The organism is Rhodoferax sp. RT5P35, from assembly GCF_056521385.1.
The window spans coordinates 162492-188881 of sequence record NZ_JBWMAX010000001.1 but is presented as its reverse complement, the minus strand read 5'-3'; the positions used below and the strand labels follow the sequence as shown (position 1 = coordinate 188881).

The 26390-nt window shown below is 62.9% G+C and carries 29 protein-coding genes and 1 pseudogene; 13 read left to right on the top strand and 17 right to left on the bottom strand.

Annotated elements, in window-relative coordinates; genetic code table 11:
* Positions 1–61 precede the first annotated feature (61 nt).
* The 3 genes from AC097L_RS00885 to AC097L_RS00875 are packed head-to-tail and all read right to left on the bottom strand — an operon-like array spanning position 62 to position 1605.
* Positions 62–304, bottom strand: coding sequence for a DUF2789 domain-containing protein (locus AC097L_RS00885; RefSeq protein ID WP_479584224.1), 243 nt, complete (start codon positions 302–304; stop codon positions 62–64).
* An 8-nt stretch (positions 305–312) separates the two neighbouring features.
* Positions 313–1134 (bottom strand): class II glutamine amidotransferase, encoded by an 822-nt coding sequence (locus AC097L_RS00880; RefSeq protein ID WP_479584223.1) that lies wholly within the window; start codon positions 1132–1134, stop codon positions 313–315.
* Positions 1135–1149: 15 nt separating this feature from the next.
* Positions 1150–1605, bottom strand: a complete 456-nt coding sequence (locus AC097L_RS00875) for a GFA family protein (protein WP_479584222.1) — start codon at positions 1603–1605, stop codon at positions 1150–1152.
* A 261-nt stretch (positions 1606–1866) separates the two neighbouring features.
* On the opposite strand from AC097L_RS00875, the gene AC097L_RS00870 reads away from it, so the two are divergent.
* Entirely contained in the window at positions 1867–2340 is a 474-nt protein-coding gene (locus AC097L_RS00870) for a hypothetical protein (RefSeq protein WP_479584221.1), read from the top strand.
* A 183-nt stretch (positions 2341–2523) separates the two neighbouring features.
* Here the strand turns inward: AC097L_RS00870 and map are convergent, their stop codons facing one another.
* The 3 genes from map to AC097L_RS00855 form a co-directional block, all read right to left on the bottom strand.
* Positions 2524–3318, bottom strand: a complete 795-nt coding sequence (gene map / locus AC097L_RS00865) for a type I methionyl aminopeptidase (RefSeq protein ID WP_479584220.1) — start codon at positions 3316–3318, stop codon at positions 2524–2526.
* On the bottom strand, positions 3315–3539 hold the full coding sequence (locus AC097L_RS00860; protein ID WP_479584219.1) for a ParD-like family protein: 225 nt from the start codon (positions 3537–3539) through the stop codon (positions 3315–3317). The genes map and AC097L_RS00860 overlap by 4 nt, the downstream gene beginning before the upstream one ends.
* Positions 3540–3741: 202 nt before the next feature.
* Positions 3742–5013 (bottom strand): MFS transporter, encoded by a 1272-nt coding sequence (locus tag AC097L_RS00855; RefSeq protein ID WP_479584218.1) that lies wholly within the window; start codon positions 5011–5013, stop codon positions 3742–3744.
* A 125-nt stretch (positions 5014–5138) separates the two neighbouring features.
* Between AC097L_RS00855 and AC097L_RS00850 the strand changes: the two genes are divergently transcribed.
* Positions 5139–5564: a MarR family winged helix-turn-helix transcriptional regulator gene (locus AC097L_RS00850; protein WP_479584217.1), complete on the top strand. Its 426-nt coding sequence runs from the start codon at positions 5139–5141 to the stop codon at positions 5562–5564.
* Positions 5565–5567: 3 nt separating this feature from the next.
* On the opposite strand, the gene AC097L_RS00845 is transcribed toward AC097L_RS00850, so the two are convergent.
* The gene (locus AC097L_RS00845) at positions 5568–6137 is read right to left on the bottom strand and encodes a cytochrome b (protein WP_479584216.1); all 570 of its coding nucleotides are present in this window, start codon (positions 6135–6137) and stop codon (positions 5568–5570) included.
* 282 nt (positions 6138–6419) lie between these two features.
* Between AC097L_RS00845 and AC097L_RS00840 the strand changes: the two genes are divergently transcribed.
* Complete coding sequence (locus tag AC097L_RS00840) at positions 6420–8537, top strand: diguanylate cyclase domain-containing protein (protein WP_479584215.1); 2118 nt, start codon at positions 6420–6422, stop codon at positions 8535–8537.
* 170 nt (positions 8538–8707) lie between these two features.
* Here the strand turns inward: AC097L_RS00840 and AC097L_RS00835 are convergent, their stop codons facing one another.
* Both AC097L_RS00835 and AC097L_RS00830 read right to left on the bottom strand, forming a co-directional pair.
* The gene (locus AC097L_RS00835) at positions 8708–9559 is read right to left on the bottom strand and encodes a substrate-binding periplasmic protein (protein ID WP_479584214.1); all 852 of its coding nucleotides are present in this window, start codon (positions 9557–9559) and stop codon (positions 8708–8710) included.
* The gene (locus AC097L_RS00830; RefSeq protein WP_479584213.1) at positions 9556–10311 is read right to left on the bottom strand and encodes a substrate-binding periplasmic protein; all 756 of its coding nucleotides are present in this window, start codon (positions 10309–10311) and stop codon (positions 9556–9558) included. The genes AC097L_RS00835 and AC097L_RS00830 overlap by 4 nt, the downstream gene beginning before the upstream one ends.
* A gap of 214 nt (positions 10312–10525) precedes the next feature.
* Between AC097L_RS00830 and AC097L_RS00825 the strand changes: the two genes are divergently transcribed.
* The gene (locus AC097L_RS00825; RefSeq protein ID WP_479584212.1) at positions 10526–12076 is read left to right on the top strand and encodes a sensor histidine kinase; all 1551 of its coding nucleotides are present in this window, start codon (positions 10526–10528) and stop codon (positions 12074–12076) included.
* Between the two features lie 61 nt (positions 12077–12137).
* Here AC097L_RS00825 and AC097L_RS00820 read toward each other — a convergent pair.
* The 7 genes and pseudogenes from AC097L_RS00820 to AC097L_RS00790 all read right to left on the bottom strand — a co-directional run.
* Positions 12138–12377, bottom strand: a pseudogene (locus AC097L_RS00820) (cyanase); the annotation flags it as partial.
* A gap of 206 nt (positions 12378–12583) precedes the next feature.
* The gene (locus AC097L_RS00815) at positions 12584–13153 is read right to left on the bottom strand and encodes a cytochrome b (protein ID WP_479584211.1); all 570 of its coding nucleotides are present in this window, start codon (positions 13151–13153) and stop codon (positions 12584–12586) included.
* Between the two features lie 72 nt (positions 13154–13225).
* A complete protein-coding gene (locus tag AC097L_RS00810; protein ID WP_479584210.1) occupies positions 13226–14329 on the bottom strand; it encodes a WD40/YVTN/BNR-like repeat-containing protein in 1104 nt (367 codons plus the stop codon).
* Between the two features lie 51 nt (positions 14330–14380).
* Positions 14381–14650 (bottom strand): MoaD/ThiS family protein, encoded by a 270-nt coding sequence (locus tag AC097L_RS00805; protein ID WP_479584209.1) that lies wholly within the window; start codon positions 14648–14650, stop codon positions 14381–14383.
* Between the two features lie 128 nt (positions 14651–14778).
* Positions 14779–15222 (bottom strand): cyanase, encoded by a 444-nt coding sequence (gene cynS / locus AC097L_RS00800; RefSeq protein WP_479584208.1) that lies wholly within the window; start codon positions 15220–15222, stop codon positions 14779–14781.
* Between the two features lie 94 nt (positions 15223–15316).
* Complete coding sequence (locus tag AC097L_RS00795; protein ID WP_479584207.1) at positions 15317–15784, bottom strand: nuclear transport factor 2 family protein; 468 nt, start codon at positions 15782–15784, stop codon at positions 15317–15319.
* A gap of 14 nt (positions 15785–15798) precedes the next feature.
* Positions 15799–17205, bottom strand: a complete 1407-nt coding sequence (locus AC097L_RS00790) for an aminotransferase-like domain-containing protein (RefSeq protein WP_479584206.1) — start codon at positions 17203–17205, stop codon at positions 15799–15801.
* Between the two features lie 344 nt (positions 17206–17549).
* On the opposite strand from AC097L_RS00790, the gene AC097L_RS00785 reads away from it, so the two are divergent.
* The 8 genes from AC097L_RS00785 to AC097L_RS00750 are packed head-to-tail and all read left to right on the top strand — an operon-like array spanning position 17550 to position 24398.
* A complete protein-coding gene (locus AC097L_RS00785) occupies positions 17550–18032 on the top strand; it encodes an MSMEG_0572/Sll0783 family nitrogen starvation response protein (protein WP_479584205.1) in 483 nt (160 codons plus the stop codon).
* Complete coding sequence (locus AC097L_RS00780; protein ID WP_479584204.1) at positions 18033–19040, top strand: Nit6803 family nitrilase; 1008 nt, start codon at positions 18033–18035, stop codon at positions 19038–19040.
* A 4-nt stretch (positions 19041–19044) separates the two neighbouring features.
* Positions 19045–20115, top strand: coding sequence for an MSMEG_0568 family radical SAM protein (locus AC097L_RS00775; RefSeq protein WP_479584452.1), 1071 nt, complete (start codon positions 19045–19047; stop codon positions 20113–20115).
* A 10-nt stretch (positions 20116–20125) separates the two neighbouring features.
* Positions 20126–20683, top strand: a complete 558-nt coding sequence (locus tag AC097L_RS00770) for an MSMEG_0567/Sll0786 family nitrogen starvation N-acetyltransferase (RefSeq protein WP_479584203.1) — start codon at positions 20126–20128, stop codon at positions 20681–20683.
* A complete protein-coding gene (locus AC097L_RS00765; protein ID WP_479584202.1) occupies positions 20680–21669 on the top strand; it encodes a sll0787 family AIR synthase-like protein in 990 nt (329 codons plus the stop codon). Before AC097L_RS00770 ends, AC097L_RS00765 begins: the two co-directional genes overlap by 4 nt.
* Positions 21666–22814 carry an MSMEG_0565 family glycosyltransferase gene (locus AC097L_RS00760; protein ID WP_479584201.1) on the top strand — a complete coding sequence of 383 codons (1149 nt, stop codon included), beginning with the start codon at positions 21666–21668 and terminating at the stop codon, positions 22812–22814. The genes AC097L_RS00765 and AC097L_RS00760 overlap by 4 nt, the downstream gene beginning before the upstream one ends.
* On the top strand, positions 22805–23089 hold the full coding sequence (locus tag AC097L_RS00755; RefSeq protein WP_479584200.1) for an MSMEG_0570 family nitrogen starvation response protein: 285 nt from the start codon (positions 22805–22807) through the stop codon (positions 23087–23089). Before AC097L_RS00760 ends, AC097L_RS00755 begins: the two co-directional genes overlap by 10 nt.
* A gap of 16 nt (positions 23090–23105) precedes the next feature.
* Entirely contained in the window at positions 23106–24398 is a 1293-nt protein-coding gene (locus tag AC097L_RS00750) for an MSMEG_0569 family flavin-dependent oxidoreductase (RefSeq protein ID WP_479584199.1), read from the top strand.
* A 74-nt stretch (positions 24399–24472) separates the two neighbouring features.
* On the opposite strand, the gene xerD is transcribed toward AC097L_RS00750, so the two are convergent.
* Positions 24473–25369 (bottom strand): site-specific tyrosine recombinase XerD, encoded by an 897-nt coding sequence (gene xerD, locus AC097L_RS00745; protein WP_479584198.1) that lies wholly within the window; start codon positions 25367–25369, stop codon positions 24473–24475.
* Between the two features lie 72 nt (positions 25370–25441).
* Between xerD and AC097L_RS00740 the strand changes: the two genes are divergently transcribed.
* Positions 25442–26347 carry an AEC family transporter gene (locus AC097L_RS00740; RefSeq protein WP_479584451.1) on the top strand — a complete coding sequence of 302 codons (906 nt, stop codon included), beginning with the start codon at positions 25442–25444 and terminating at the stop codon, positions 26345–26347.
* Positions 26348–26390 lie beyond the last annotated feature (43 nt).

Sequence of the window (26390 nt, the reverse complement as noted above, 5' to 3'; positions counted from 1 at the left end):
TTCAATAGCTACCAGCCTAATCACTGTATCCGCTAGAGGCTGATTTCTTATAAATTTCAACTCAGGCCTTGGGGGCCCGCAAGGCTTGGCTCAGCTGGTCCACCGGCTCGGCCCAGTCGGAATCCTGCTGCAGGGCTTCGCGCAAAAACGTGGCCTGTGCGGGCGACCAGAACGGCGCGTCTGGCAGCAGCACATTGCCCGGCAGCGGTGCGTTCATAGCCAGAAAATAGGCGATGTCCGGTGCGTCCGAGGGCAGGCCCAGCTGGGCGAACAGGGCGTGGAAGGGGTGTGAAGGTGTGTCCATGCCCCACCTTACCGCATTTGCCGGGCCAGCAGCTTGCCCTGCCGCACGGCGACCAGCTCGCCCTCGGCCAGGGGCCGCCAGGCCTCGTCGGTCAGCGCTACGCTGGCGATCAGCAGGGCATCGTGCTCCTCAGCCTCGGCTTCAATCGCCACACCGTCCTGGTGCGCGGGCGGTGGTGCGGCCGACACGCACACCCGCTCCAGCAGCCATAGCCCGGGCGGCTCGGCGGGTTCGCCGTCGGCGTGGATGCGCCGGTGGCCGTGGGCAAACAGGGTGTCGCCGTCGGAATACAAAAAGTTGGCCGGGCCCAGCGCCCGCATGTCGGCGGCAAATGCCACCAGCACGGCCATGCGCGCCTCTAGCGGGGGCGGGCTGGAAGCACCGTTCCACAGCGTGTGCAGGCGGGCTAGCAGTGCGCAAAACGCATGCTCCGAATCGGTCTGCCCCACCGGGCGGTACGCACCCAGCGCCATGCTGGGGCTGGTGTGGAAGTTGACCAGCGTGCCGTTATGGGCGAACACATGGGTATGGCCGCCCAGCTCGCGCATGAAGGGCTGGGTGTTGACAAACTGCACCTCGCCCAGGGTGGCGTGGCGGATGTGCGAGATGCCCAGGGTGGTGCTGGGGCCCTCGGTTTCGAGGTAGCGCACCAGCGCACTGTCGCCCGCCGCCCGAGGCTCCCGGAACAGCGCCACATCCACCCCCTGGTAAAAAGCCACGCCCCAGCCATCGTGCACCCCGCCCTGGGCGCTGCCGCGCGAAGCCAGGGTCTGCAGCGAAAACGTGAGTTGCGCAGGCTCGGAGGTCGACAGGGCTAGAAGTTCGCACATGGTGGGCCTGCGTGCTCAGTGGTCTGATGCTTGTGGATTGGCCTCGTACCGCAGCCAGCCCGCCACCACTTCCCGCCCTCCAGGGCGGTCCTTGGGGTGCAGGCGGCCCTCAGACACCGGCACCTCGGCAAAATCAAAGGGCCCCATGCCTTCTATGCAGGCCACATTGACACCGTACTGGTGTGGCGAAGAACGGCGTTGGTGAAAGGTGTAGATGCCGCAGCGGGCACAAAAGTAGTGCTTGGCCTGGCCGGTGTTGAACTGGTAGAGCGTCAGCGCGTGTTGGCCTTGCAGCACCTGCAGGTCGGCTAGGTTGACCGACACCGTGACCGCCCCCCGCATGCTGCAAAACGAGCAATTGCAACGGTGGGCTTGGGGCAGACCGTCGGCCCACTGCAACGCAAAACGGACCGTTCCACAGTGGCAGGCGGCCTGGCACACCGTCACTGGGTCTAGATGGTTAGCTGTCATAGTGAGCCCTTTTCAGGATGTCCACAGGTCATGGATCGCAGTTTAGCGGCCGTTGCCGCACCGATCTAATTATAGAAGAATGAGTCACTTTTTATAGCATCTTAGGCCTATGAAATAAGCACAGGCTGCCGATTCTTCCTCCTAAAAATATCCATAAATTCATAGCAACCCACACCAACCTGTCCAGCGGGCGCAAGATCGCGGCTATAGCATGCCATCCAGTACACCCACCCTACAGCTCTGTCTTAAAGGAAACCCACCATGCGTCTCTTTATCCAAGCCCTGTTGTCCGCTCTGCTCTTCGCGCTGGCGGGTTGCACCACCGTCGCGCCTGGCATGAGTCGCGAAGAAGTACTGTCGTCCCTAGGCCGCCCCACGGCAGAGCTGGAGCGTGGCAGCGTACACAGGCTGCAGTATTCGCGCCAACCGTTGGGTCGGTCGGTGGTGATGGTGGACCTGGATGCCAGCGGCCGCGTCGTGCAGTCGGGCGAGGTGATGAACCCCGCCAACTTCTACAAGATCGACGTGTCTGGCACCACCACCCAGGCCGACATTCTCTGGGCCTTCGGCCCGCCCGCAACGGTAGACGGCGTGATGGCCTGGAACGGCGACATCTGGGCTTACCGCTGGCGTGACGTGCAGGACATGTGGTTCTGGGTGTACTTCGATCCCGCAGGCGTGGTGCGGCGCATCCAGCAGGGGCCGGATGTGCCGTTTTTTCGGTTAATGCGTTGATCCTGACGGGCAGGGGAAGAGTTTGGCCACTGGAGCAGTGCGCAGCGATGCGTCAAGCCTATCCCCGACGCTCACCACGCCAGGTATGGCTGTACCGGGCAGTTGCTTCGAAGCAGTGAATGGCCATTCCAGCCTGCATTTCAAGTCCTAAAAACGGTCCAAGCCATTGCCTATTTGTGGCATTCAGCCAATAGCGCTGTAAGTGCCGGTACCCTCCGGCCAAGGTGTGAGGATTTCGAACCCGGTTTCGGTTACGGCGACCATGTGCTCCCACTGGGCGGACAGCGAATGGTCTTTGGTGACGACGGTCCAGCCATCGGGGAGTTCCTTGGTGTCTCGCTTGCCGGCGTTGACCATGGGTTCGATGGTGAAAATCATGCCGACCTCCAACCGCAGCCCTTCGCCGCGTTGTCCGTAATGCAAGACCTGGGGCGTATCGTGGTAAATCTGGCCAATGCCATGTCCGCAGTATTCCCGCACCACACTGAAATGCGCACGGTGCGCCACGCTTTGGATGGCATGGCCCACGTCGCCCAAGGTGGCACCGGGCTTGACCTGCAAAATGCCCGCGCGCATGGCCTCGTACGTGGTCTCGACCAGGCGCTTGGCCAGAGGACTGGGTTCGCCCACAAAGTACATCCGGCTGCAGTCGCCAAACCAGCCGTCCTTGATGATGGCCACGTCGATGTTCAGGATATCGCCCCGCTTGAGCACTTTGGCCGACGGGATGCCGTGGCAAATGACGTGGTTGACCGAGGTGCACACCGTCTTGGGGTAGCCGTGGTAGCCGATATTGGCGGGCACCGCATCCAGCACATCGACGATGTAGTCGTGGCATATCTGGTCCAGCGCCTCGGTGGTGATGCCCGCCACCACGTGCGGGGTGATCATGTGCAGCACGTCGGCCGCCAGATGTCCGGCGCGGCGGGCAAACGCCACTTCCGCGGGCGTGCGAATGGTCACCGTTTCGCCGGTCATGCCCGCACCTTCTGCGGGAGTTCGGTGACTTGCGCCTCGGCACGGATTTCATCGTGGATCAGCAGGCGGCAAAGTTCGCCGTACTGGAGCTCCGGGTTCAATTCGCACATCATGCCAATGCGCAGCCAGTGCTCGGCTTGCGCGTTGATAGACCTGTTTAATGCACCACTGGCGACACGCAGGTTGTCATGCATCGGTTCTGAAATTTTGACGAGGCCCAAGGCAGCTCCTATATACAAAACGTATATGTTGCGTATATAGCGATATCCTTGTGGCACGTGGGTCTTTTCAAGCGCTGTGCCGACTGCAGGGGCAAAAATAGCCACTTTTCAATAGCACCTTGTGCAGCTAGCCATTGCGCTATTGGCCCATTAAGCCACTGAAAATCTATCCTAAATCCATAGCAGCCATTCCGTACGGCTTTCACGCCAACGCAGGCCGGCCCAGCGCCGCCGCCGAGTGCAGCTGTACGCCCCGGTTCACCCGCCAAGCCATCACTGCTGCCACCAGCGTAGACGCAGCCACCACATAGCCCACCACGGGAAAGTGCAGCAGTTTGCCGTCGGCTCCGAGCGAGACGATATGGCCTGCCACCAGCGAGGCGATTCCGCCCGACAGCTGCTGGGTGGCGGCGCTGATGGCATTGAACGATCCGCGTTGCGTGGGATCGGGCACCGAAGTCACCAGCGCCTGGAACGGAATCATGCGGGAGAAAATACCAACGAACATCACCACGTTGACCACCACCACGGTGGCAAACGGCACAGTGTCCAGGTGCGTATAGACCAGCACCATGACGATGGTGAGCGCACTGCCCGCCATGAAGACCGGCAGCTTGCCCCAGGCATCGGCCGCCTTGCCCACCAGCGGGCCGACAAAGATGGTGCACAGGCCGGTGATCAGGTAGATGGTGGGCAGCCGCTCCAGCGCCACGCCCAGGTTGTGCACGGTAAAGGCGCTGCCAAAGGGCATCAGCATGAAGCCACCGGTGGTCAGCAAGGCCGTGGTGGCAAAGGCTGTGAGGTAGCGCGGCTCGGTCACGGTGTGCAGCAGGTGCATGAAGGCGCTTTTTTCCTGCTTGATCCGCAGATGGTCGGCCACCGGCTGCATGCGCCAGGCAATCACCAGCCCGCCCACGGCCCCGAAGATGGCCATGGCGATAAACGGGGCATGCCAGTTCCAGTGGTTCGACAGGTATAAGCCCATGGGCAAGCCCAGCACCTGGCTGGCGGCAAAGGCAGTTTGGATCACGCCCATCACCCGCCCGCGCAGCTGGGGCGCAAACAAATCGGTGGCAATGGCCAGTACTACCGAGCCAATCACCCCACCAAAAATGCCGGTGACCACCCGGGCCAGCAGCAGCATCTCAAAGGTCGGCGCCAGGCCGCACCACAGCGTGGCCAGCACAAAGCCGGCATAGAAAAACAGCAACAGTTTCTTGCGGTCGAAACGGTCTGCGAAGCCCGCCGTGAGCAGGCCAGACAGGCCCGCACTGAAGGCGTAGGCCGAGACGATCAGGCCGAACTGGCGCGGCGTGATCTGCAGCGCGGGCATGATCAGCGCGCCCAAAGGCGACATGATCATGAAGTCCAGGATGACGGCAAACTGCAAAAACGCCAGCAGCCCGGCCACAAAGGCCTGGTAGCGGGTGAACTTGGCTGGAGGGGTGCCGGCGCTGGGGGGAGTGGTTTGCATGGTGCGAAGGTAAAGAGGGAAACAGTGGCAAGGCCCAGGCTTTAACATAGGCTCCTATTGATATTAATATAGCATCCTATGTATAGTCAAGCCCTGTGCACGATCCCCACCAGCCTCCCCACCCCATGAAACTCATGGGCCGCGCCATGCGGGGGTTTGGCCGCATCGCCGACGCGGCCCTACGCGACCTGGGTTTTGCCACCGGGCAGTTGCCGGTGTTAGTAAGCCTGAAACACAGCCAAGCGCTGTCGCAGGCCGAACTGGCCCGCATCGCCCAGGTGGAGCAGCCCAGCATGGCGCAACTGCTGAACCGCATGGAGCGCGACGGCCTGGTCCAGCGCGTGGCCGACCCGGCCGACAAGCGCAGCCGCCTGATCTCGCTCACCCCCGACGCGGGCCAGCGCATGCCCCAGGCGCGGGCAGTGATGGAGTCGCTCACAGAGCAGGCGCTGGCGGGCTTTACACCCGAAGAAGTGGCGCAACTGACAGCGCTAGTGGGCCGACTGAACGAGAACATAGACCGCATGGGGGATGCGGCCGATAGCCCTTGACTTTCAGCGGCGGTCCACCTGCGGCAACATCGACGCGAGAACGCCGTCTTTCAGCACCACCTGGTGGAAGATGGCCGCGGCCGCGTGCAAACCGGCTAGCCACATGATGGCATCGCCCAGCAGTTGGTGCACGTCGCCCCAGTCGGCCAGCGGCGCGATAGCGGAGTTGGCGATAAAGGGCATCTGGTCAACACGCACACCGCCCAGCAAGGTCAGCGGGTGGCCTTCGCTGCCCAGGGCCAAGAGCGCGGTGGTGGGCAGCGCCAGCAGCAGTACCCACAGCACACCGTGCGCCAGCTTGGATGCCATGTGCATCCAGCCCGCCATGGCAATTTGGGGCGCAGCCGGGCGAAATGCCAGCCAGACCAGGCGCAGCACGGTCAACACAAAAACCAAGATGCCCAAAGACTCGTGCCACACGATGTCGCTATGGGTCGCCGGGTCCACGCCCTGCCGCATCAGCCGACCAAAGCCTCCTGGGCCGAGAATGAAGGCGATGGTGACGGCGATGGCGGTCAGCCAATGGAAAACCCGGCTCAAGACATCGTAGTGGGCGGTGGAGTGCGGGTTCATCGGGTGTCCTGAAAAAAGAAATGGATTCTGCAAGCCTGTGATGAACGGAACATTAAGACACCGCCACTGCACCGGCGGCAAGGGATTGGTTGCGGGCGAACGGCGCAAACGTGTATTGCGCGCAAAACGCAAGAACCCAAGTACCTGTTTATGGTTGATGGGTATGCGTGCCATGCCCACAACGGAGTACCCTAATAAGCGCGCAGTCACCATAGAAGCCATTCCGCAAACCTATCGACAATGACCCAACCTGCACCACTTGCCGCCAATGAATCGGACCGTTTGGCAGCATTGCGAGCGCTGCTGGTATTGGACAGCGGCCCTGAGCCCGTCTTCGACAGTATTGCCAGCATGGCCTCGCAGATCTGTGGCACACCCATTGCCCTGATGAGCCTGGTCGATGAAGAGCGCCAATGGTTCAAAGCTAAGTTCGGGCTGCACGGTGTCAGCCAAACCCCGCGGGATATCGCCTTCTGCGCGCACGCGATCCTCCACGACTCCGTCTTCGAGGTGCCCGATGCCACCCTGGACAGCCGCTTCGCGGACAACCCTCTGGTAACGTCCAGCCCCGACATCCGTTTCTACGCGGGGGCACCAATGGTGCTCTCCGGCGGCGAGCGTGTGGGCACCCTGTGCGTCATCGACCAGCAAACCCGCAAGCTGACCGACTTGCAACTGCAGATGCTCCACTCGCTGGCCGCCGTCGCAAGCGATGCGCTGGCCATGCGGCGCGACCTGATCCACAAGTCGCTGTCAGTGCGCAGCGAATACGAACGCGCACTCAGCCACAGCGAATCCCATTACCGGGCCATCGTCGAAGACCAGGCCGAGCTGATTTCGCTGGCCAGACCCAACGGCGAACTGACCTACGTCAACCCGGCCTATGCAAAGCACTTCGGCAAGCGCCCCAGCGACATGGTGGGCCAAAGCCTTTTCGACTTTGTAAAACCCGCAGACCACAGCTTCGTCCACCAACTGCTGGAACAAGTGGTGCGCACGGGGCACAGCGTCTCCAGCGAGAACCGCATGCTCGCCGCCGACGGGACCGACCGGTGGGTCGCATGGACCAACGGGATACAACGGGACACGCATGGCGATGTGCTGCTGCACTCCGTAGGCCGCGACATCAGCGAGCGCAAGCGGGCAGAAGAAGATTTGCGCGCAAGCCAATCCTTCCTGTACCGCACCGGCCGCGCGGCCGGTGTTGGCGGCTGGGAGGTGGACCTGGCCAGCGGCAAGGTGACCTGGTCTGACGAGACCCGGCGCATCCATGGGGTGGCTCCGGATTACCAGCCCACGCTCGACAGCGCCATCACTTTCTATGCGCCCGATGCACGCACCGCTATTGAAGCTGCGGTCGCGACCGCGATGGAACGTGGTGTTCCGTGGGACCTGGAGCTGCCACTGGTAACCGCTGCAGGCAAAAACATCTGGGTGCGGGCCATTGGCGTGGTCGAGTACACCGCGGACAAGCCAGTTCGGTTGATCGGCGCGCTGCAAGATATCACGCAACGCAAGCAGCTGGAGCACAGCGTTGCAGCCCAGACCACCACTCTGCGCTTGGTCACCGAGGCCATTCCCGCGACGGTGGCCGTGGTGGGCCTGGACGGCCGCTACCGTTTTGTGAACAGCGCATTCGAGCGCTCCTGCGGCCGCACGCGCGACCGTATCGTCGGTCTCACGGCGCGCGAGGTGTTGGGCGACCTGGAGTTTCAGCGCCGCTGGCCATGGGTGCAACGGGTTTTTGCGGGGGAGTCGGTGGTGTTTGAGCTTGAATACTCTGGTATCGACAGCCCCAGGCATGTGTCGATCAGCTACGTGCCGCTGCAGCTGGACACGGCTGCTTTGGACGGGTTTGTGGTGGTGACCCAAGACGTGACACAGCAAAAAAGTGAGGTGTCGCGGCTGCGCGAGCTGTCGCAGCACGACCCGCTGACCGGACTGCTGAACCGGGCTGGTTTTGAGCAGTATCTGGAGCAGCACCTGCACGACGGAGGCGGAGCCGCGTTGGCGCTGCTGTACATCGACCTTGACGGATTCAAGTCTGTCAATGACCAGCATGGCCACGCCACCGGGGATGGCGTTCTGAAGGCATTTGCAGAACGGCTGCTGCATCTGGTCCGTCCAATGGATGCCGTTGCCCGCCTGGGCGGAGATGAATTTGCGATTGTGCTTGCGGGCGTGCGGGAGCTGGCCCACGCGGGCACGGTTGCCGATAAGGTGGTCAACGCGGCCAAAACTCCGTTTAAAGTCAACGGCATCGTGGTGGATATCGGTGCCAGTGTGGGCGTTTCGTTCAGCGCGGACCCTGCCAGCGGTTGGGCAGACCTTGTCGAACGCGCGGATGCCAAACTGCTGGATGCCAAGGCCGCCGGCAAAGGGCAGCAATTGGGAGGGTGACGGCTATCCAGGCCGGGAGCTTGCAGGCCCTGTCTCACCAGGGCCTGCAAGCTCCCGTGGTGCCAACCCATACCACTTGAGCAACGCCCGCTCCACACTATGCACTGCCTTGATACCTCTTGAACGGCAAGAACTCGCCTGACAACACCACGCAGCAGCCCACGGCTACCCTATTTCTCGACCACCGTCGGGTGGGCCTTCCAATGTGCAAAGCTCTGCTTGACCAGCCCGTCAAGCACACCGGATTTGGCCAACTGGGCAAGCTTGCCATTAATGGCTTCGAGTTTGTCGCTGCAATTGCCTTTTTGGGTGAGCGCGAGGTAGTTGGGCGTGTCCACCACATAAGGCGACATGGCAGTAAAACGTTGCTCCTCGCCACGTTTGATCAGGTAGGCCATGCCAACGTAGTAGCCGGTGATGAAGTAGTCGATGCGCCCCAGCTTCAGTTTGCTGAAATTGTTTTCCGGGTTGTCTGCGGGCTCCACATTGAGCTTGGTGTTGAGAAAATTGTCAAAGTCATCGCCAAACATATTGCCGCGGGTGATGCCGCCTTTGCGGCCCACCAGGTCACCCCGACCTTGAAAGGAAAAAGGGTGCTCGCGCGACTGGAAAACCGCCACCGGATTGGACAATGCAGGCAGCTTGGTATACAGCAGAAACTTTTCGCGCTCCGGTGTTTTTTTAAGGGTGGCAACCATATCAACCTCGCCGCGCTCGGCGAGTTTGATGAGCCGCGCGAAAGGGCCGACATACCGCACTTCGTAAGGTATTTTCAATTCGCCCAGGACCCGTTTGGCAATTTCTATGCTGGCACCTTGCAGCTGCTCGCCGTCGTACCAATGCATGGGCGGATAGGCAGGATCGGCCGTGACGATCAGCTTGCTGCAGCTGGCCTCCACTGCCGCGGCATGGCACAGCAGCAAGAAGGCTAGCCCGCTACAGCGGGAGAACAAGCTGCTCATTTTGGTGACCTTGTTTTTTCGATAGATGTTCGATCGACAGACATGGACAAACCCTTTCAATTTGTACCACCGTAGCTGCGATAGATGCGGTCCAGGGTGCCATTTTTTTTGAGTTTGGCCAACACGGTATCCAGCTTTTGAAACACAGCAGGATCCACCTGCCTACCCACCCACAGGTAGCTTTGGGTTCGACCCATCACGACCGGTAGCAGATAGAGTTTGTCCCCCAGATCTTCGGCCTTGATGTAGTAGACGGCCGTGAGTTCATTGGCGTAGAAATAGCGAACCCGCTGCCTGACAATATTGTGCAAAGCCACGGCGCTGCTGGTTTCGTCCACCTTGACCTGGTGCTCTCGCAACTTGTCGGCATAGCTGGCACCGGTCTGGGTTGCCACCAAGCCTCCCGAGCGGGCAAGATCGTCAAATCCGAAGATGGTCTGCCCATCGCTGCGTAAACCGACCAGGCGTTCACGCAGGGTAAATAAAGGGGTGGACACCCGCCGGGCAATCTCATTACGGGTTGGGGAGTCGAGCAACGCACACATGATGTCAAGCGTCCCCGCTCGGATCTCTTTTTCAATCCGTTTGATCGGCATGGCGCTGGGAGAAATTACGAAACGCAAGTCTGGATCGGCCATTTCGATCGCACGCAAAATATCGGGGCAATGCCCGGTTGCGGCTCTATTCGACACCATAAATTTGGGGGCCGATCCCTCTTGGGCTGCGGTACGCAAAACCCAGGGTGCGCACTCGCCTGCGATGCTGGCGGCAAAAATAGCCAGCGAAAAAAAATGCTTCTGGTAGGTATTCATGCAGCTATCCCATTAAAACTACCAATATCAAAGGATATTCCAAAGCCCGCTTTTATTGAACGCGTGGGTCGGCGTTTTGGCAAGGCAGGATAAACCAGTATTCCAATTGACCCCGGCTTGCGGGTGCCTGACAATTTGCCTATGCACCCAAACCAGAATCCGACGACTGTTAAAAATATGGTTAAAAGCATCCGCACCGAGTGCGGCTGCTGACATGGGCTTGACACCGCCGTTCGTGGTAGCCAGCACGCCCACCAGCAGCCTTCGGCGCGATTTGTTGATCGTCCTGCTGCTGGCCTTGGTGATTCCAGGTGTGATTGCCATCCTGGTTTTATTGACTCTCAATTGGCAAAAAGCCATTGACATAGATGCACGGGCCAAGGCGGAGAAGTTTGCCGATCTTTTGCAAGCGGGCCTGGTATTGCCGCTTTGGAATGTGGCGCTGGATACCGCGCATCCTTTGCTGCAGGCCGTGGTCGCTGATACCTCGGTGAGTTGGGTGGAAGTGCATGACACCACGGGCGCGATGCTGCTGGAGTTTCATAGACCGCAGAACGCCAGCACCACCACCATCAAAGTCAGCCGGCAGGTTGCCAAAGAGGGTACGCCGCTGGGCGAAGTCAGCCTCGCCTATGCCACCGATTCGGCCCAAAGCGAGGCACTCTATTCTTCCTGGTTGCTGGCGGCTGTAGTGGGGTGTCAATTTGCGGCATCGCTGTTGCTGATCAGCGTATGGTTGAACCGGCGGGTTCACCAGCCGCTGAACCTACTGCGCTCCAGTGCCGCATCGATTTCCACAGGCGACCTCAAAACCGCGGTACCCGTACTGCGCCAGGACGAGTTCGGGGTACTGAGCTACCAACTCGACTGCATGCGCGTGGCGCTGGCGCAGTCGGTAGACGCACTGGAAGAACGGGTGCTTCAGCGCACCACCGAAGTACGCCTGGCCAACACCCATTTGGAGGAAGCCCTGCAACATTTGAAACAGGCCCAAGATCGCCTGATCCAGTCCGAGAAGCTGGCATCCCTGGGCTCGTTGGTGGCCGGCGTGGCCCATGAACTGAACACCCCCATCGGCAATGGCTTGCTGGTGATGAGCACTATCGCGGCGCAAACCCAGGAGTTTCGTGCAAGCATGGCGCAGGGCATCACCAAAACCCAGCTTAACCAGTACCTGGAACAGGTGGCGCAAGGCGCCGAAATTGCAGTCCACAGCCTCAGCCGGGCGGCAAGTCTGATCCAGGACTTCAAGCAAATTGCAGTAGACCAGACCAGCCTACGCCGTCGGCGCTTCGACCTGAAGGAAGTGATCCGAGAAACTTTGGCATCCGTGTCGGTAATCCGAAAATACGCGTCGGTACAACTCCATATGGATGTACCCGAAGGTATCGAGATGGAAAGCTACCCCGGTGCGGTGAGACAGATCATCAGCAATTTGTTTGACAACGCCGTGCTGCATGCTTTCTCTGAACACCATGCCGGTACCGTGCGCATCAGCGCGGCGCAGGCCGACGGGCATATCTTGCTGACCGTATCGGATGACGGCGCGGGCATCGCGCCCGAAAACGTATCCCGGATTTTTGACCCGTTCTACACCACCCGCATGGGTGCCGGAGGGTCGGGCCTGGGGCTGAGTATTGTGTTTAGCCTGCTGTCCGGCCTTTTGGGGGGCACCGTTGATGTGCAATCCAACCTGGGGCAAGGCACCGTCTTCAAGCTGCGGATGCCCAGGGTGGCGGCGTACCGTGGCCCCGCATCTGCTTAGCGGGGCCAGAAGCCGGTCATATCCATACCCAATAAGCCAGGCCCAATACGTCTTGTACGGCAGGAACTTGCCCGACAACACTACCTTGATCTACCACTTGCCGCCACTTTTGCTCGTCGCTGGTCAGGCCGAAGATCTTGCCGATAGCCTTGGCCTGGGCGGCACCGCAGGTTATCTGGCCCAGGCAGGCGGCCGAGGTCCACTCTTTGGGTTAGCTGACTTTCTTGGCCGCGTCGGCCCACTGGATGCCTTTGGCGACTTTGGCAGCGATGATGTTTTCGGTGATTTCATTGCAGTTCATTTCAAGCTCCTCGGGTTAAAAATAAATAGTCAGTGCGCAGCATTTGACAGGGCTTTGCCCACCAGAAAATCAACGCTGTGGTTGCGTAGCGGGTAGTAGCCGCCCAGGTGGAGCAGCCCAGCATGGCGCAGCTGCTGAACGCGCTGGTAGGCCGACTAAACGAGAACATAGACCGCATGGGGGATGCGGCCGATAGCCCTTGACTTTCAGCGGCGGTCCACCTGCGGCAACATCGACGCGAGAACGCCGTCTTTCAGCACCACCTGGTGGAAGATGGCCGCGGCCGCGTGCAAACCGGCTAGCCACATGATGGCATCGCCCAGCAGTTGGTGCACGTCGCCCCAGTCGGCCAGCGGCGCGATAGCGGAGTTGGCGATAAAGGGCATCTGGTCAACACGCACACCGCCCAGCAAGGTCAGCGGATGGCCTTCGCTGCCCAGGGCCAAGAGCGCGGTGGTGGGCAGCGCCAGCAGCAGCACCCACAGCACACCGTGCGCCAGCTTGGATGCCATGTGCATCCAGCCCGCCATGGCAATTTGGGGCGCAGCCGGGCGAAATGCCAGCCAAACCAGGCGCAGCACGGTCAACACAAAAACCAAGATGCCCAAAGACTCGTGCCACACGATGTCGCTATGGGTCGCCGGGTCCACGCCCTGCCGCATCAGCCGACCAAAGCCTCCTGGGCCGAGAATGAAGGCGATGGTGACGGCGATGGCGGTCATCCAATGGAAAGCCCGGCTCAAGACATCGTAGTGGGCGGTGGAATGCGGGTTCATCGGGTGTCCTGAAAAAAGAAATGGATTCTGCAAGCCTGTGATGAACGGAACATTAAGACACCGCGCCAACCATCACGCAAACCGCACCACTGCCACCGGCGGCAAATCGTTTGACAAGCCCACCCAGCGCTCGCCCGCATCGCTGCTGACCCACAGCCCGCCAGTGGTGGAGGCCATGGCCAGAGTCTGGCCATCGGCGCTGATGTCCAGGCCGTGGCGGTAGACCAGGTGGTAGGCGTGGGCGTTGGGCAAACCCTGGCCAAAGCTGTGGAAGGTCTGGCCGCCGTCGTCGGTGCGGTTGACCAGCATCTGGCCGTCCACCGGGATGCGGCAGCCGTCGCTGTGCGCGGGCACGAACCAGGCGCGCAGTGGGTTGTGCGGGTCGCAGGCCACGGGGAAACCGAAGTCGCTGGGTGCGGGCGCGGCGATGGTGTGCCACTGCTGGCCGCCGTCCACCGAGCGGTACATGCCGCCGTGGTGCTGCACCCACAGCGCGTCGGGCTGGGCGGCGCACTGCACCAGGCAATGCGGGTCTTGCACATTACCGTCTTCCTGCAGGCCCTCGGGCATGTAACGGGCCAGCATGCCGCGCGAGGTGAGTTGCCAGCTCTCGCCGCCGTCTCCGCTTTGCCACACGCCGCCGCTGGACACCGCCAGTGTGATGTGCTGCGCATCGCGCGGATCGACCAGGATGGAGTGGATGCCCGCGTGGTCGTAACCGCCGCCGCCCCAGCTCTTGCGCGGCGGCTGGTTCCACAGCGCGGTGTTCAGCGCCCAGCTCTGGCCGCCGTCGTCTGAGCGAAACAGCCCCGCGGGCAGGCAGCCCGCCCACACGGTGCCGGGCTGGTCGGCGCCGCCCGCCGTCAGGCACCACACCATGTCCACGCTCCAGGGCGTGGGATCGTCGGCGTCTGGGCCATTTACGTCGCTCGTGGGTTTGGGAGGAAAAGCAGGTGCAGCCACTTCGACCCAGTTCGCGCCCTTGTCAACGCTTTTGCGCAGTTTCACCCCGAAATGCCCCATGCGCAGCGCCGCCAGCCAGCTACCGTCGCGCGGGTCGGCCAGCACCTGGGTGACGGGCTCGCCCGCAAAATGGTGGGCGGCGATATGCCAGTCGGCCCCCTGCCCTTGCACGGTGAACAGGCCCTTGCGGGTACCAACAAGGAGTGTGTGCATAACGCGCTTTCTATAAGGTATTTAGCCGCTCTTAACCGCCCCTAACCGCCCTTAACCGCCGGACAGAGCCTGAACCACCAGCACCTTGTCCCCCGCCGCCACCGCACGGTCCAGCCGCACGCGGTCATGCACCAGGGTTTGGTTGACGAACACCGCCACATGCTTGCGCACCGCGTGCTGGTCGTCAAACACGTAATGCGCCAGGGCCGGGGTGGCCAGCAAAGCCGCCTGCAGCACCTGCCGCAACGGACCGGCGGGCACCTGCTGGAGGGGCACGTCGATGTGGCGGCGCAGGCTGGGGGCGAATTCGACGGTAACCATGGGGGCATTGTGCGAACCGGAGGGTCGCTGCGTCAATGGAGGGGAATCCCGCAGGAACTGCGAAACTCCATTCCGACAGCTACTTCTGCAGGCGAAACAGGCGCCAGCAGCCTAAAACCTTGCACTCGTCAATATGTCTTGTACGGCAAAAATTTCCCCGACAGCACCACCTTGACCCGGTCGCCCTTGGGGTCGGGCTGGCGCTCGATGTCCATGCTGAAGTCGATGGCGCTCATGATGCCGTCGCCAAACTCTTCGTGGATCAGCTCTTTGATGGTCGTGCCGTAGACGTTGACCATTTCGTACCAGCGGTAGATCAGCGGGTCGGTAGGCACGGCGGTGGGCAGCGAGCCTTTGTAGGGCACCACCTGCAGCCACTTTTGCTCGTCGCTGGTCAGGCCGAAAATCTTGCCGATGGCCTTGGCCTGCACGGCATCGCAGGTCATCTGGCCCAGACAGGCTGCCGTGGTCCATTCCTTGGACTGGCCGACCTTCTTGGCCACGTCAGCCCACTGGATGCCTTTGGAGACTTTCACGGTGATGATTTTTTCGGTGATCTCTAAACGGTTCATACAAACTCCTTTTTTTGAAAAAACGGTATCTTTTTTATAGCTTCTAGCGTAGATAGCATCTTCGCTAGAAGCCAAAAAACTCCTTGAAATTTCTCTATAAATCCATAGCACTTAACGATGGGTGCTCGTCTGGGCGGCGGCCCAGCGGCCAGTGGAATTTACGCTCGGCTTCGGTAATGGCCAGGTCGTTGATGCTGGCAAAGCGCCAGGCCATCAGGCCGTGCTCGGTAAATTCCCAGTTCTCGTTGCCGTAGCTGCGGAACCACTGGCCAGCCGCGTCGTGCCACTCGTAGGCAAAGCGCACGGCGATGCGGTTGCCCGCGTGCGCCCACAGCTCCTTGATCAGGCGGTAGTCCAGCTCTTTGGCCCATTTGCGGGTCAGGAACTGGTGCACTTCGGCTCGGCCCACAGGGAAGTCGGCGCGGTTGCGCCAGCGCGTGTCCTCTGTGTAGACCTGCACCACGCGGTCGGGGTCGCGGCTGTTCCAGGCATCTTCGGCCATGCGGACTTTTTGGGTGGCCGATTCAAATGTGAACGGCGGCAGCGGGGGTTTGGTTTCCATGGTGTCTCCTCGGGTTATAGATTGGTAGCGTGGTGGTGAACCGGGTGCAAAAGCGTATCGGCAACCAGGTGCATGCCACGCTCGCATTCGTCCAGGGTGGTGGGGCCGCCCAGGCAGATGCGCACGGCATCGGGCGGGTCGCCGTCGGTGGAAAACGCAGCGCTGGCCACCACGCCCACGCCCTGGCTGCGCAGGTGGGCGGCCAGTTCCACGGGGCTCCAGCCCTCATTCACAGGCAGCCACAGGTGGAAGGCCTCGGGCTGGCCCAACATGCCGTACGGCGCGAGATAGCGCTCGGCAATAGCCTGGCGGGCAGCGCATTCGCTGCGGATGGCCTGCAGCATCGCGTCGACCGTGCCGTCTTCGACCCAGAAGGTGGCGAGTGCGTTGGTGAACGGCGAGGCCATCACTGTGGTGGCGCGCAGGGCTCCGGCCAGCCGCTGCGATTGCCGGTCGCCGGGCGAGCACACATAGGCATTGCGCAGTCCCGCACCAAAGCATTTGGAGAAGCCGGTGATGTAGTAGGTGAGGCCCGGTGCCAGCGTGGCCATCGCGGGCGGCATCGGGGATGACGGGGTTGCACGGGACAACATCGCATACGCATCGTCTTCAATGATCGGAATCGCGTAGCGTAAGGCGACATCGGCCAGGGCTTCGCGGCGGGAGCGGCTGACGGTGGCGGTGGTGGGGTTGAGCAGCGTGGGGTTGCAGTACAGCGCCTTGGGGTGCAGGGTTTTGCAAGCGTGCTCGAAGGCCTCGGCGCTGGGGCCGTCGTCGTCCAGCGGCAGCGCGTGCAGCTGGATGCCGAGCTGAGCCGCAATCGCTTTCACGCCGGGGTAGGTCAGCGCTTCTACGCAGACCAACTCGCCGGGGCGCGCCAGCTGCGAGAACAGCGCCGTCAGCACGCTGTGGATGCCTGGGCAGACCAGCACCTGCTCCACCCGGCAGGTGGGCACGCGGCGGCGCAGCCACTGGGCGGCCACCTCGCGGTCGTGCAGGGTGCCGCCAAAGTCCTGGTAGCGCAGCAGGGCGTACAGGTCGGCGCTGGCCATCACACCGGCGGCGGTTTCGTGCATATGGGCCAGCAGGGCCGGGTCTTGCGGCTCGGGCGGCAGGTTCATGGTCATCTCGGCCGCGCTGCCGCCGCGCAGGGGCAGGCTGGGGCTAGAGCCGCGGATGTAGGTACCCATGCCCGCATGGCTGTCGATCAGGCCACGTTTGCGCGCCTCGCTGTAGCCGCGCGCCACGGTGGTGTAGTTGAGCTGCAGGTCCTCGGCCAGCTCGCGCAGCGTGGGCAGGCGGTCGCGGGCCACCAATCTGCCGGTGCGCACGTCGTCGGCAATCAGGTCGGCCATCAAGAGGTAGGCCGGTTTGTCGCTCTTGTGCAGCTTCTTGATCCAGTGGGCGGGGGTTTTGTTCATAGGATGACCGGGTCGTTCAACTTGATCGCATGACTTGATTGCATAGACATCCAATCATTGATGCAAGTTCCAAGCCCGCTACACACGCAGATTGTGCATCCTGCTGGTGCACAAAAACGCTTTATCGGGTGCATTGATCGCATGAGAAATGCATTAAACCTGTGCGGAAAAACCATCGTCACCAGGTGGTTTCAGGGTCTGAAAAAAAGTTTTTAAACCGCTGGGGCACGTCCGGCGGGTTTGATGGCAACTTGATCGCATGGTAGGGTCGTTTCCGTGGCATGGAGCGTGCGGAATGGTGAAGGCGCTTTCCTTCATTCATCCACCTCTACCGGAGATTCCCCATGCCAAAAGTTACCAAGCCCGCCAACGCCAAAGGCGACTACCTTGTCGATTACGAAGAAAAAGTGTTTGAGGACGTGAAGGCCGAACCGGGCGAGAAAGCCCTGGTCACCTTCCACACCGTGGCCTTTGAGGGCTCGATTGGCTTTGTGAACCTGCTGCAAGCCACCCGTATCCAGCGCAAAGGTTTCGAAACCTCCATCTTGCTCTATGGCCCGGGGGTCACGCTGGGCGTGCAGCGCGGCTTCCCCACACTGGGCGACGAGGCCTTTCCCGGCCACCAGAACTTCAACAACCAGATCGTCAAGTTCATGGCCGAGGGTGGCAAGGTGTACTGCTGCCGCTTTGCCCTGCAAGCGCTGTACGGCCACGGCGAAGGCTCGCTGATACCCGGCATCATCCCCATCAGCCCGTTAGATGTGCTGGACATTGTGCTGATCCACCGAAAGGCAAACGCCTTCATTTTGGACACCTGGACTTTGTAAATGGCAGCCACACCCACCACAGTACGTGCAGCGGCGGTGCAGATCGCCCCGGACTTCGACCGCCCCGAGGGCACGCTGGAGCGGGTGTGCGCGGCAATAGCCGAAGGTGCTAGCAAGGGCGTGCAGATCATGGTCTTCCCGGAGACCTTTCTGCCCTACTACCCTTACTTTTCGTTTGTGTTGCCGCCAGTGCTGCAGGGCGCGCCGCACCTCAAGCTGTACGAGCGGGCGGTGGTGGTGCCCGGCCCGGTAACGGCGGCGGTGGCCGAGCAGGCCCGCGCCCACGGTATGGTGGTGGTGCTGGGCGTGAACGAGCGCGACCATGGCAGCCTGTACAACACCCAGCTGGTGTTCGATGCCGACGGCAGCCTGGCGCTGAAGCGCCGCAAAATCACCCCCACTTACCACGAGCGCATGGTCTGGGGCATGGGGGATGGCGCCGGTCTCAAGGTGGTGGACACGGCGGTCGGCCGCGTCGGCGCGCTGGCCTGCTGGGAGCACTACAACCCGCTGGCCCGCTACAGCCTGATGGCGCAGCACGAGCAAATCCACTGCGCCCAGTTCCCAGGCTCGCTGGTCGGGCCGATTTTTGCCGAGCAGATGGAAGTCACCATCCGCCACCACGCGCTGGAATCCGGCTGCTTCGTCATCAACGCCACCGGCTGGCTAACGGATACGCAAATCCAGGCCATCACGCCCGACGCCAGCCTGCAAAAAGCCCTGCGCGGCGGCTGCCACACCGCGATCATTTCGCCCGAAGGCAAGCACCTGGCGCCGCCGCTCACCGAGGGCGAAGGCATGGTGATTGCCGACCTGGACATGGCGCTCATCACCAAGCGCAAACGCATGATGGATTCGGTGGGCCACTACGCCCGCCCCGAGCTGCTGGGCCTGGTGCTGAACGACCGCCCCGCCGTGCCCCTGCAGCGCATGGCCGCCACCCCTTCCCCTTCTGAAAGCCTGTATGAACCCCAGCCTCCAGCCCCCATCGCAGCCAATCAACCGTGAGTTGATGACCGAACTGCAGTCCTTCGGGCTGCGGCTGGTGGACCCCAGCGCCGGTGTCGCCAGCCGCAAGGGCGGCGCGGGCCCCAGCGACCATAAGGCGGTGACGGTAGACGGCCACACCATCATGGTGCCGGTGCACACCTCCACCGCCTGGAACTCGCCGTACACCGCGCTGGCCCCCGATGCCCAAGGCCGCAGCGTGGTGACACGCGGCAGCATCCCGATCGCCAGCATCAGCTTTCCCAAGCAGCCACGCTTTTATGCAATGCAAACGATGGACGGCGTGCCCTACTCGCACATCGCCACGCTGCACGGCGCGGATGTGCTGGCCACCACGGTGCTGCAAACCTGCATACGCTACGAGAGCCGCAAAAAGACCTGCAAGTTCTGCGCAATCGGCCAGTCGCTCGCGGCAGGCCGCACCATTGCCCACAAGACCCCGCAGCAACTGGCCGAAGTGGCCCGCGCCGCCGTGCTGCTGGACGGTGTGAAGCACATGGTGATGACCACCGGCACGCCCAACGCCACCGACCGCGGTGCCCAGGTGCTGTGCGACAGCGCGTTTGCTATTCGTGCGGCGGTCGACATCCCCATCCAGGGGCAGTGCGAGCCGCCGGACAAAAATGTGTGGTTTGAGCGCATGCGGGCCTCGGGTATCGACACCCTGGGCATGCACCTGGAGGTGGTCACCCCCGCGCTGCGCGAAAAAATCATGCCCGGCAAGGCCCAGGTGCCCATCAGCCGCTACATGGAGGCATTTGAAGCTGCCGTGCGCGTGTTTGGCCGGGGCCAGGTCAGCACCTACATCCTGGCCGGGCTGGGCGATACGCGGGAAGTCATTTTGCAGATCTGCGACCAGCTTCTGGCGCTGGGCGTGTACCCGTTTGTGGTGCCGTTTGTGCCCATCAGCGGCACGCCGCTGGAAGACCACGCAGCCCCCTCGCCCGAGTTCATGCGGTCCATCCTGCAGCCCCTGGGCCGCAGCGTGGCCGAGGCCAATTTGCGCTCCAGCGACATCAAGGCCGGGTGCGGCAAGTGCGGCGCGTGCTCGTCCTTGTCCGTCTACGAAACGTAAGGGGAACGCCATGCTCTGCATCGACAACATCCTGGAAACCCCGCCCGCCTGGGCTCCGGTCGAGTTCCTGGTGCGTGCCGCCTGCCAGGACTGGGAGCGGCGCGAGGCCTTTGCGCTGCGCCGGGCGGTGTTTTGCATCGAGCAAGGCATCTTCACCGGCGACGACCGCGACAGCATCGACGACGATGTCCACCTGCTGGTAGCGATGTCGTGCCGTGGCGGCATGCCCGACCAGGTGGTGGGCACGGTGCGCATCCATGAAAAATCGCCCGGGCTGTGGTGGGGTTCGCGGCTGGCAGTGCACCCTTCGTTCCGCAGCCAGGGCCACCTGGGGGCCACGCTGATCCGCCTGGCGGTAGGCCGCGCCCACGCACTGGGCTGCCACACCTTCCTGGCCCATGTGCAGGCGCAAAACGCACCGATGTTTCGCAAGCTGAACTGGGAGCCACTGGGCGAACTTAGCATCCATGGCCGCCCGCACTGCGAGATGCAGGCGGATCTGGCCGCCTACCCGCCCTGCTTCGACCCGGTCAGCGGCTATGTGACCCGTGCCAGGGCTGCGCGATGAGCGCCGAGCAGCTTTGCAACTTTCTGCGCGATAGCCGGGGCTTTGCCCATAAGCGCGACATCAGCGACATCGTCACCGCACTCGGTGCCGCGCTGCCCGGCGGCAGCGCCGCATTGGCCCAGGCCGTGCCAGTGGGTGACGACTGCGCCGCCATCCCCGACGGCCAGGGCGGCTACCTGCTGTTGGCCATCGAGGGCCTGGTGGAAGACTTCATCACCCGCATGCCCTGGTTTGCAGGCTACTGCAGCGTGATGGTGAATGTGAGCGACATCTACGCCATGGGGGGCCGCCCGACGGCGGTGGTCAATGCGCTGTGGAGCCAAGGCATGGACCCGGCAGGCGCGATGCTGCAAGGCATGGCCCGCGCCTCCCAAACCTACGGCGTGCCCATCGTGGGCGGCCACAGCAACAACCGCAGCGAACGGCCCCAGTTGGCCGTGGCCATCCTCGGGCAGGCCAAGGCACTGCTGACCAGCTTCAACGCCTACCCTGGCGACAAACTGGTGATGGCGATAGACCTGCGCGGCGCGTTCGAGGAGCCGTTTCCCTACTGGAACGCATCCACCACCGCCCCGGCAGCTCGGCTGCGCGGCGACCTGGAGCTGCTGCCGCGTTTCGCCGAAGACCGCCTTTGCGATGCCGCCAAAGACATTAGCATGGCGGGCGCGGTGGGCACGGCCATGATGCTGCTGGAATGCTCGCGGGTGGGTGCCGTGATCGACGCAGATGCCATCCCCCGGCCCCTTGGTGTGCCGCTGCAGCGCTGGCTCACCGCCTTCCCTAGCTATGGCTTTGTGCTGAGCGTGCGGCCCCAGCACCTGGGCGAGGTGCTGACGCGCTTTGCCGTGCGCGACATCGCCTGTGGCGTGGTGGGCGAAGTCACCGCGCGCCGCCAGGTGCACCTGCGCCACGGCGGCAGCCAGGCCCTGCTGTGGGACTTTGCAGAACAGGCTTTCATCGGCGAAGCCACCGGAGTCGCCGCGTGAAAATTGGCCTGCTCACCCATTCGGTGAACCCGCGCGGCGGCGTGGTCCACGCCATTGAACTCGCCCATGCCCTGCAGGATGACGGGCACGATGTGACGGTGATGGCCCCGGCCATGCCCAGCCAGCAGTTCTTTCGCCCAGTGCGCTGCGCCACCGCGCTAGTGCCGGTGGCCAGCACACCTACCGACATGGTGGCGATGGTGGGCAGCCGCATCGACGCGTATGTGGCCCACCTCACACCCCAGCTGGAGCGCGAACCGTTTGACGTACTGCACTGCCACGACGGCATTGGCGGCAATGCCCTGGCCACCTTGCAAGAGCGGGGCCTGATCGACGGCTTTGTGCGCACCGTGCACCACCTGGACCATTTCGCCCAGCCGCAGCTCATGGCCTGGCAGCACCGCTCGGTCCACCAGGCCCGCCAGGTGCTGTGCGTCAGCCGGGTCTGGCAAGCTGCATTGGCCGGGCAAGGCATTGCGGCGCTGGAAGTGCCCAACGGCGTGGATGCCGCCCGCTACAGCCCGCTGGCACAGGCCACCGACACGGCATTGGCCCACCGCCTGGGCATCCGCACCGAGGGGCTGGTGCTGCTGTGCGTGGGCGGTGTGGAGGAGCGCAAGAACACCGTGCGCGTGCTGCAGGCCTTTTTGCAACTGCGCGCGCAAATGCCGGACCTGCAATTGGTCATAGCCGGTGGGGCCAGCCTGCTGGACCACAGCGGCTACGCAAGAGAATTCCACGCCCTGTTGCAATCCAGCGGTGCGGCCCCTGACGTGCTACTGACCGGTCCCCTGCTTGACGCCGACATGCCAGGCCTGTTCCGCCTGGCCGATGTGGTCGCCATGCCGTCCTTGAGCGAAGGCTTTGGCCTGGTGGTGCTGGAGGCGCTGTGCAGTGGCGTGCCGGTGGTGGTGTCCCACATCGCGCCGTTTACCGAATACCTGCAGCCCCAGGATGCCAGTTGGGCCGATCCGCTGGATGCCGCCTCCATCGCCCGCGCCATCCAGCACGCCTTACTGGGGCGCGACGCACACCGCATCCAAGCATCGGCGACACGGCTGGCATCGCAGTTCAGTTGGCAGCGCAGCGCCGGGCTGCACGCAGAGATTTATTTAAAAATGAGAGCACCTTCCCTATGCCAGTAATGCACTTCCACGTTGTCTGGCCCGATAACACGCAAACGCGCTGCTACTCACCGTCACTAGTGGTGCAGGAGTATTTACAGGTCGGCCAGAGCTACCCGCTCACTGACTTTGTGCAGCGCTGCCGCGAGGCGCTGCACATAGCGTCCGAGCGGGTGCGGGCCAAGTACGGCTTTGCCTGTTCGCAGGCCATGGACCAACTGGCCGAGATCGAGCACTTGGCGGCCCCCTTCCAAACCCAGGCCGACGCGCAGGTGTTGGTCACCGCCTTTAGCTAAACACCGAGTACCCACCATGGCCCACATCGCACCCCACACCACCCACTACGCCGTTGCCATCGTCGGGGGCGGCCAGGCAGGCCTTTCGCTCAGCGTCTACCTGCAACAGCGCGGCATCAGCCACCTGGTGCTGGAGAAAAACAAGCTGGTCCACAGCTGGCGCAGCCAGCGCTGGGACTCGTTTTGCCTGGTCACCCCCAACTGGCAATGCAACCTGCCAGGCTGGAGCTACGCGGGGGACGACCCGCACGGCTTCATGGTGAAGGACCAGATCAACGCCTGGCTGGAGGGCTTTGTGGCCCACGTGGATGCGCCCGCGCTGGAGGGGGTGACGGTGCACAAGATCGCCCGGCCCCACGCCCACAAGCCGTTTGCAGTAAGCACCAGCCAGGGCGACTTCACGGCCGACCAGGTGGTAGTAGCCTCGGGCGGCTACCACAAGCCCATCGTGCCGCGCCTGGCCGAGCGCCTGCCAGCACACATCACGCAAATGCATTCGGCCGAGTACCGCAACCCGCAGGCCTTGCCCGAGGGCGCGGTGCTGGTGGTGGGCTGCGGACAGTCGGGCTCCCAAATCGCCGAAGACCTGCACCTGGCGGGCCGCAAGGTGTTTGTGGCCACCGGCGATGCCCCACGCTGCGCCCGCTTCTACCGCGGCAAAGACGTGGTGGACTGGCTGGCCGACATGGACTACTACAACCTGCCCGTCACCCAGCACCCGCTGCGCGAGGGCGTGCGCGACAACACCAACCACTACGTCACAGGTCGCGACGGCGGGCGCGACATCGACCTGCGCCGCTTTGCGCTGGAGGGTATGGAGCTGTACGGCCTGCTCACCGATTTGCAGGGCGACAGCCTGCAGTTCCAGCCCAACCTGCAGGCCCACCTGGACCATGCCGACGGCATTTACAACGGCATCAACGCCAGCATCGACAGGTACATCGCCGCCCACAATATCGACGCACCGCCCGGCGGCCCGTACGTACCCGTGTGGCAGCCCACCGAGGAGCGCACCACGCTGGACCTGGCCGCCAGCGGCATCACCACGGTGGTGTGGTGCATCGGCTTTTTGCCCGACTTCGCCTGGGTGGATGCCCCGGTGTTCAATGGGCGTGGCGAGCCGGTGCATGTGCGCGGCGTAACCCACCAGCCCGGCCTGTACTTTCTGGGTCTGCCTTGGCTGCACACCTGGGGTTCGGGCCGTTTCTCCGGCGTGGCGCGCGACGCAGCGTTTGTGGCCGAGCAGATTGCGGCACAGCTGGATGTGCCCGCAGTGCAACTATCTGAAAAAATGGAAACATTTTCATAGCTACTTGCCTATGCAAAACATGCGCAACCTGCTGATTTAACGCCTTAAAAATGGCAATAAATCTATAGCACCCCTCAACCCCGGGGGTGGTGCGCCGCATGCAGGTCGTGCAGGCGCTGGCGGGCCACGTGGGTGTAGATGGTGGTGGTGGAAATGTCGGCATGGCCCAGCAGCATCTGCACCGCCCGCAGGTCGGCCCCGTGGTTCAGCAAATGCGTGGCAAAGGCGTGGCGCAGCGTGTGCGGCGATAGGGCAACAACGATGTCGGCGGCCAGCGCGTATTTGCGCACCAGCATCCAGAACATCACCCGCGACATCGCGCGCCCGGCTTTTTCGCCGCGCGAGCTGATGAACAAATCATTGGTCTGCTTGCCGTCCAGAATGTCCGGGCGGGCCTCGGCCAGGTAGCGCTCCAGCCAGATGCGGGCGACCTGGCCGAACGGCACCAGGCGCTCTTTGCTGCCCTTGCCCACCACCCGCAGCACGCCGTCGTTCAGGCTGAGCTGAAAGGTTTTGAGCAGCACCAGCTCGCTCACCCGCAGGCCGCTGGCGTACATCAGCTCCAGCATGGCGCGGTCGCGCAGGCCCAGGGGGGTGTCTACGTCGGGTGCGGTCAGCAGGGCTTCGACCTGGGCCTCGGTCAGGGTTTTGATGGCGCGGGGCTGCTGGCGGGCAGCTTGCAGTTTGAGCGTGGGGTCGGCGTGCACCACCCGCTCGCGCAGCGCCCAGCGGAAGTAGCGCTTGAACACCGTCAGCCGCCGGTTCGCCGAGGTGGCCTTGGTCTGGGCGTGGCGGGCGGCAAAGTAGGCCTGGATGTCGTGCTCTTGCGTGGCATCCAGGGCTTTGGGAATGTCGGCCAGCCAGGCGCTGAACAGGCTCAGGTCGCGCCGGTAGGCCGCCAGGGTGTTTTTGGACAGGCCTTGTTCCAGCCACAGGGCATCAATGAAGGCGTCGATTCGGTCGATGGTCACGGTGGAGGGCGGTGGAGGGCGGAGGAATGTGGGGTGAAAAATGGAAGCCAAGCGGCTGGTATTCTCAAGCGCATGAACTATGTGCAGCTCTTGTTTCCTGATTTTTCGCTGATTTTGTGCGGTTACCTGGTGTGCCGTTATACCGGGCTGAACCGCACGGTGTGGGAGCAGGTAGAGAGTCTGACCTACTATTTTTTGCTGCCGGTGCTGCTGTTCCAGTCGATTGTGAAAAACCCGCTGGACCTGCTGGCCGCCTCCAGCCTGATCTTGGCCGGGCTGGGCTTGAGCCTGTGCGCCATCGGCCTGGCCTACGCCCTGCCCTACCTGCCGTGGTTCCGCACCCATATTGATGCCCGTGAGCACGCAGCCAACGCGCAAATCGCCTTCCGCTTCAACTCCTTCATCGCCCTGGCCTTGGCCGAGCGCCTGGCCGGTCCGCAGGGGCCGCAGCTGATTGCGGTGCTGATCGGCGTATGCGTGCCACTGATGAACGTGGCCGCCGTGTGGCCCATGGTGCGGCACGCGCAGGGCGGGTTTGGGGCGGCGCTGCTGCGCAACCCGCTGATTTTGGCCATCGCCGCCGGGCTGGCCGCCAATTTGCTGGGCCTGGCGATTCCGCCCTGGCTGGAGCCCACCACCAGCCGCATCGGCGCGTCGTCCATCACCCTGGGCCTGCTGGCGGCGGGGGCGGGCATGCGCTTTGGCCCGCTGGCACGGGCCAAAGTGCTCGCGGTGTCGGTGCTGGGCATTCGGCATGGTGTATTGCCTGTAGTGGCGCTGGGCCTGGCCTGGGCGCTGGGCCTGAGCCCCTTGCACACCACCGTGCTGCTGGCGTTTTCGGCCCTGCCCACCGCGTCCAGCGCCTACGTGCTGGCGACCAAGATGGGCTACAACGGAGCACTCACCGCCAGCCTGGTCAGCCTGTCCACGCTGCTGGGCATGGCGAGTTTGCCGTTTGCCTTGGGCATGCTACGGTAAATATAGCTACTGGCGTAGGCAGAATATGCGCTAGAGCGCTAAA

What these genes read in the sequence shown, in the direction of transcription:
- AC097L_RS00885 (WP_479584224.1), bottom strand. Translation starts at nt 304, where the DNA reads ATGGACACACCTTCACACCCCTTCCACGCCCTGTTCGCCCAGCTGGGC.
- AC097L_RS00880 (WP_479584223.1), bottom strand. Translation starts at nt 1,134, where the DNA reads ATGTGCGAACTTCTAGCCCTGTCGACCTCCGAGCCTGCGCAACTCACG.
- AC097L_RS00875 (WP_479584222.1), bottom strand. Translation starts at nt 1,605, where the DNA reads ATGACAGCTAACCATCTAGACCCAGTGACGGTGTGCCAGGCCGCCTGC.
- AC097L_RS00870 (WP_479584221.1), top strand. Translation starts at nt 1,867, where the DNA reads ATGCGTCTCTTTATCCAAGCCCTGTTGTCCGCTCTGCTCTTCGCGCTG.
- map (WP_479584220.1), bottom strand. Translation starts at nt 3,318, where the DNA reads ATGACCGGCGAAACGGTGACCATTCGCACGCCCGCGGAAGTGGCGTTT.
- AC097L_RS00855 (WP_479584218.1), bottom strand. Translation starts at nt 5,013, where the DNA reads ATGCAAACCACTCCCCCCAGCGCCGGCACCCCTCCAGCCAAGTTCACC.
- AC097L_RS00850 (WP_479584217.1), top strand. Translation starts at nt 5,139, where the DNA reads ATGAAACTCATGGGCCGCGCCATGCGGGGGTTTGGCCGCATCGCCGAC.
- AC097L_RS00845 (WP_479584216.1), bottom strand. Translation starts at nt 6,137, where the DNA reads ATGAACCCGCACTCCACCGCCCACTACGATGTCTTGAGCCGGGTTTTC.
- AC097L_RS00830 (WP_479584213.1), bottom strand. Translation starts at nt 10,311, where the DNA reads ATGAATACCTACCAGAAGCATTTTTTTTCGCTGGCTATTTTTGCCGCC.
- AC097L_RS00825 (WP_479584212.1), top strand. Translation starts at nt 10,526, where the DNA reads ATGGGCTTGACACCGCCGTTCGTGGTAGCCAGCACGCCCACCAGCAGC.
- AC097L_RS00815 (WP_479584211.1), bottom strand. Translation starts at nt 13,153, where the DNA reads ATGAACCCGCATTCCACCGCCCACTACGATGTCTTGAGCCGGGCTTTC.
- AC097L_RS00810 (WP_479584210.1), bottom strand. Translation starts at nt 14,329, where the DNA reads ATGCACACACTCCTTGTTGGTACCCGCAAGGGCCTGTTCACCGTGCAA.
- AC097L_RS00805 (WP_479584209.1), bottom strand. Translation starts at nt 14,650, where the DNA reads ATGGTTACCGTCGAATTCGCCCCCAGCCTGCGCCGCCACATCGACGTG.
- cynS (WP_479584208.1), bottom strand. Translation starts at nt 15,222, where the DNA reads ATGAACCGTTTAGAGATCACCGAAAAAATCATCACCGTGAAAGTCTCC.
- AC097L_RS00795 (WP_479584207.1), bottom strand. Translation starts at nt 15,784, where the DNA reads ATGGAAACCAAACCCCCGCTGCCGCCGTTCACATTTGAATCGGCCACC.
- AC097L_RS00790 (WP_479584206.1), bottom strand. Translation starts at nt 17,205, where the DNA reads ATGAACAAAACCCCCGCCCACTGGATCAAGAAGCTGCACAAGAGCGAC.
- AC097L_RS00785 (WP_479584205.1), top strand. Translation starts at nt 17,550, where the DNA reads ATGCCAAAAGTTACCAAGCCCGCCAACGCCAAAGGCGACTACCTTGTC.
- AC097L_RS00780 (WP_479584204.1), top strand. Translation starts at nt 18,033, where the DNA reads ATGGCAGCCACACCCACCACAGTACGTGCAGCGGCGGTGCAGATCGCC.
- AC097L_RS00775 (WP_479584452.1), top strand. Translation starts at nt 19,045, where the DNA reads ATGACCGAACTGCAGTCCTTCGGGCTGCGGCTGGTGGACCCCAGCGCC.
- AC097L_RS00770 (WP_479584203.1), top strand. Translation starts at nt 20,126, where the DNA reads ATGCTCTGCATCGACAACATCCTGGAAACCCCGCCCGCCTGGGCTCCG.
- AC097L_RS00765 (WP_479584202.1), top strand. Translation starts at nt 20,680, where the DNA reads ATGAGCGCCGAGCAGCTTTGCAACTTTCTGCGCGATAGCCGGGGCTTT.
- AC097L_RS00755 (WP_479584200.1), top strand. Translation starts at nt 22,805, where the DNA reads ATGCCAGTAATGCACTTCCACGTTGTCTGGCCCGATAACACGCAAACG.
- AC097L_RS00750 (WP_479584199.1), top strand. Translation starts at nt 23,106, where the DNA reads ATGGCCCACATCGCACCCCACACCACCCACTACGCCGTTGCCATCGTC.
- AC097L_RS00740 (WP_479584451.1), top strand. Translation starts at nt 25,442, where the DNA reads ATGAACTATGTGCAGCTCTTGTTTCCTGATTTTTCGCTGATTTTGTGC.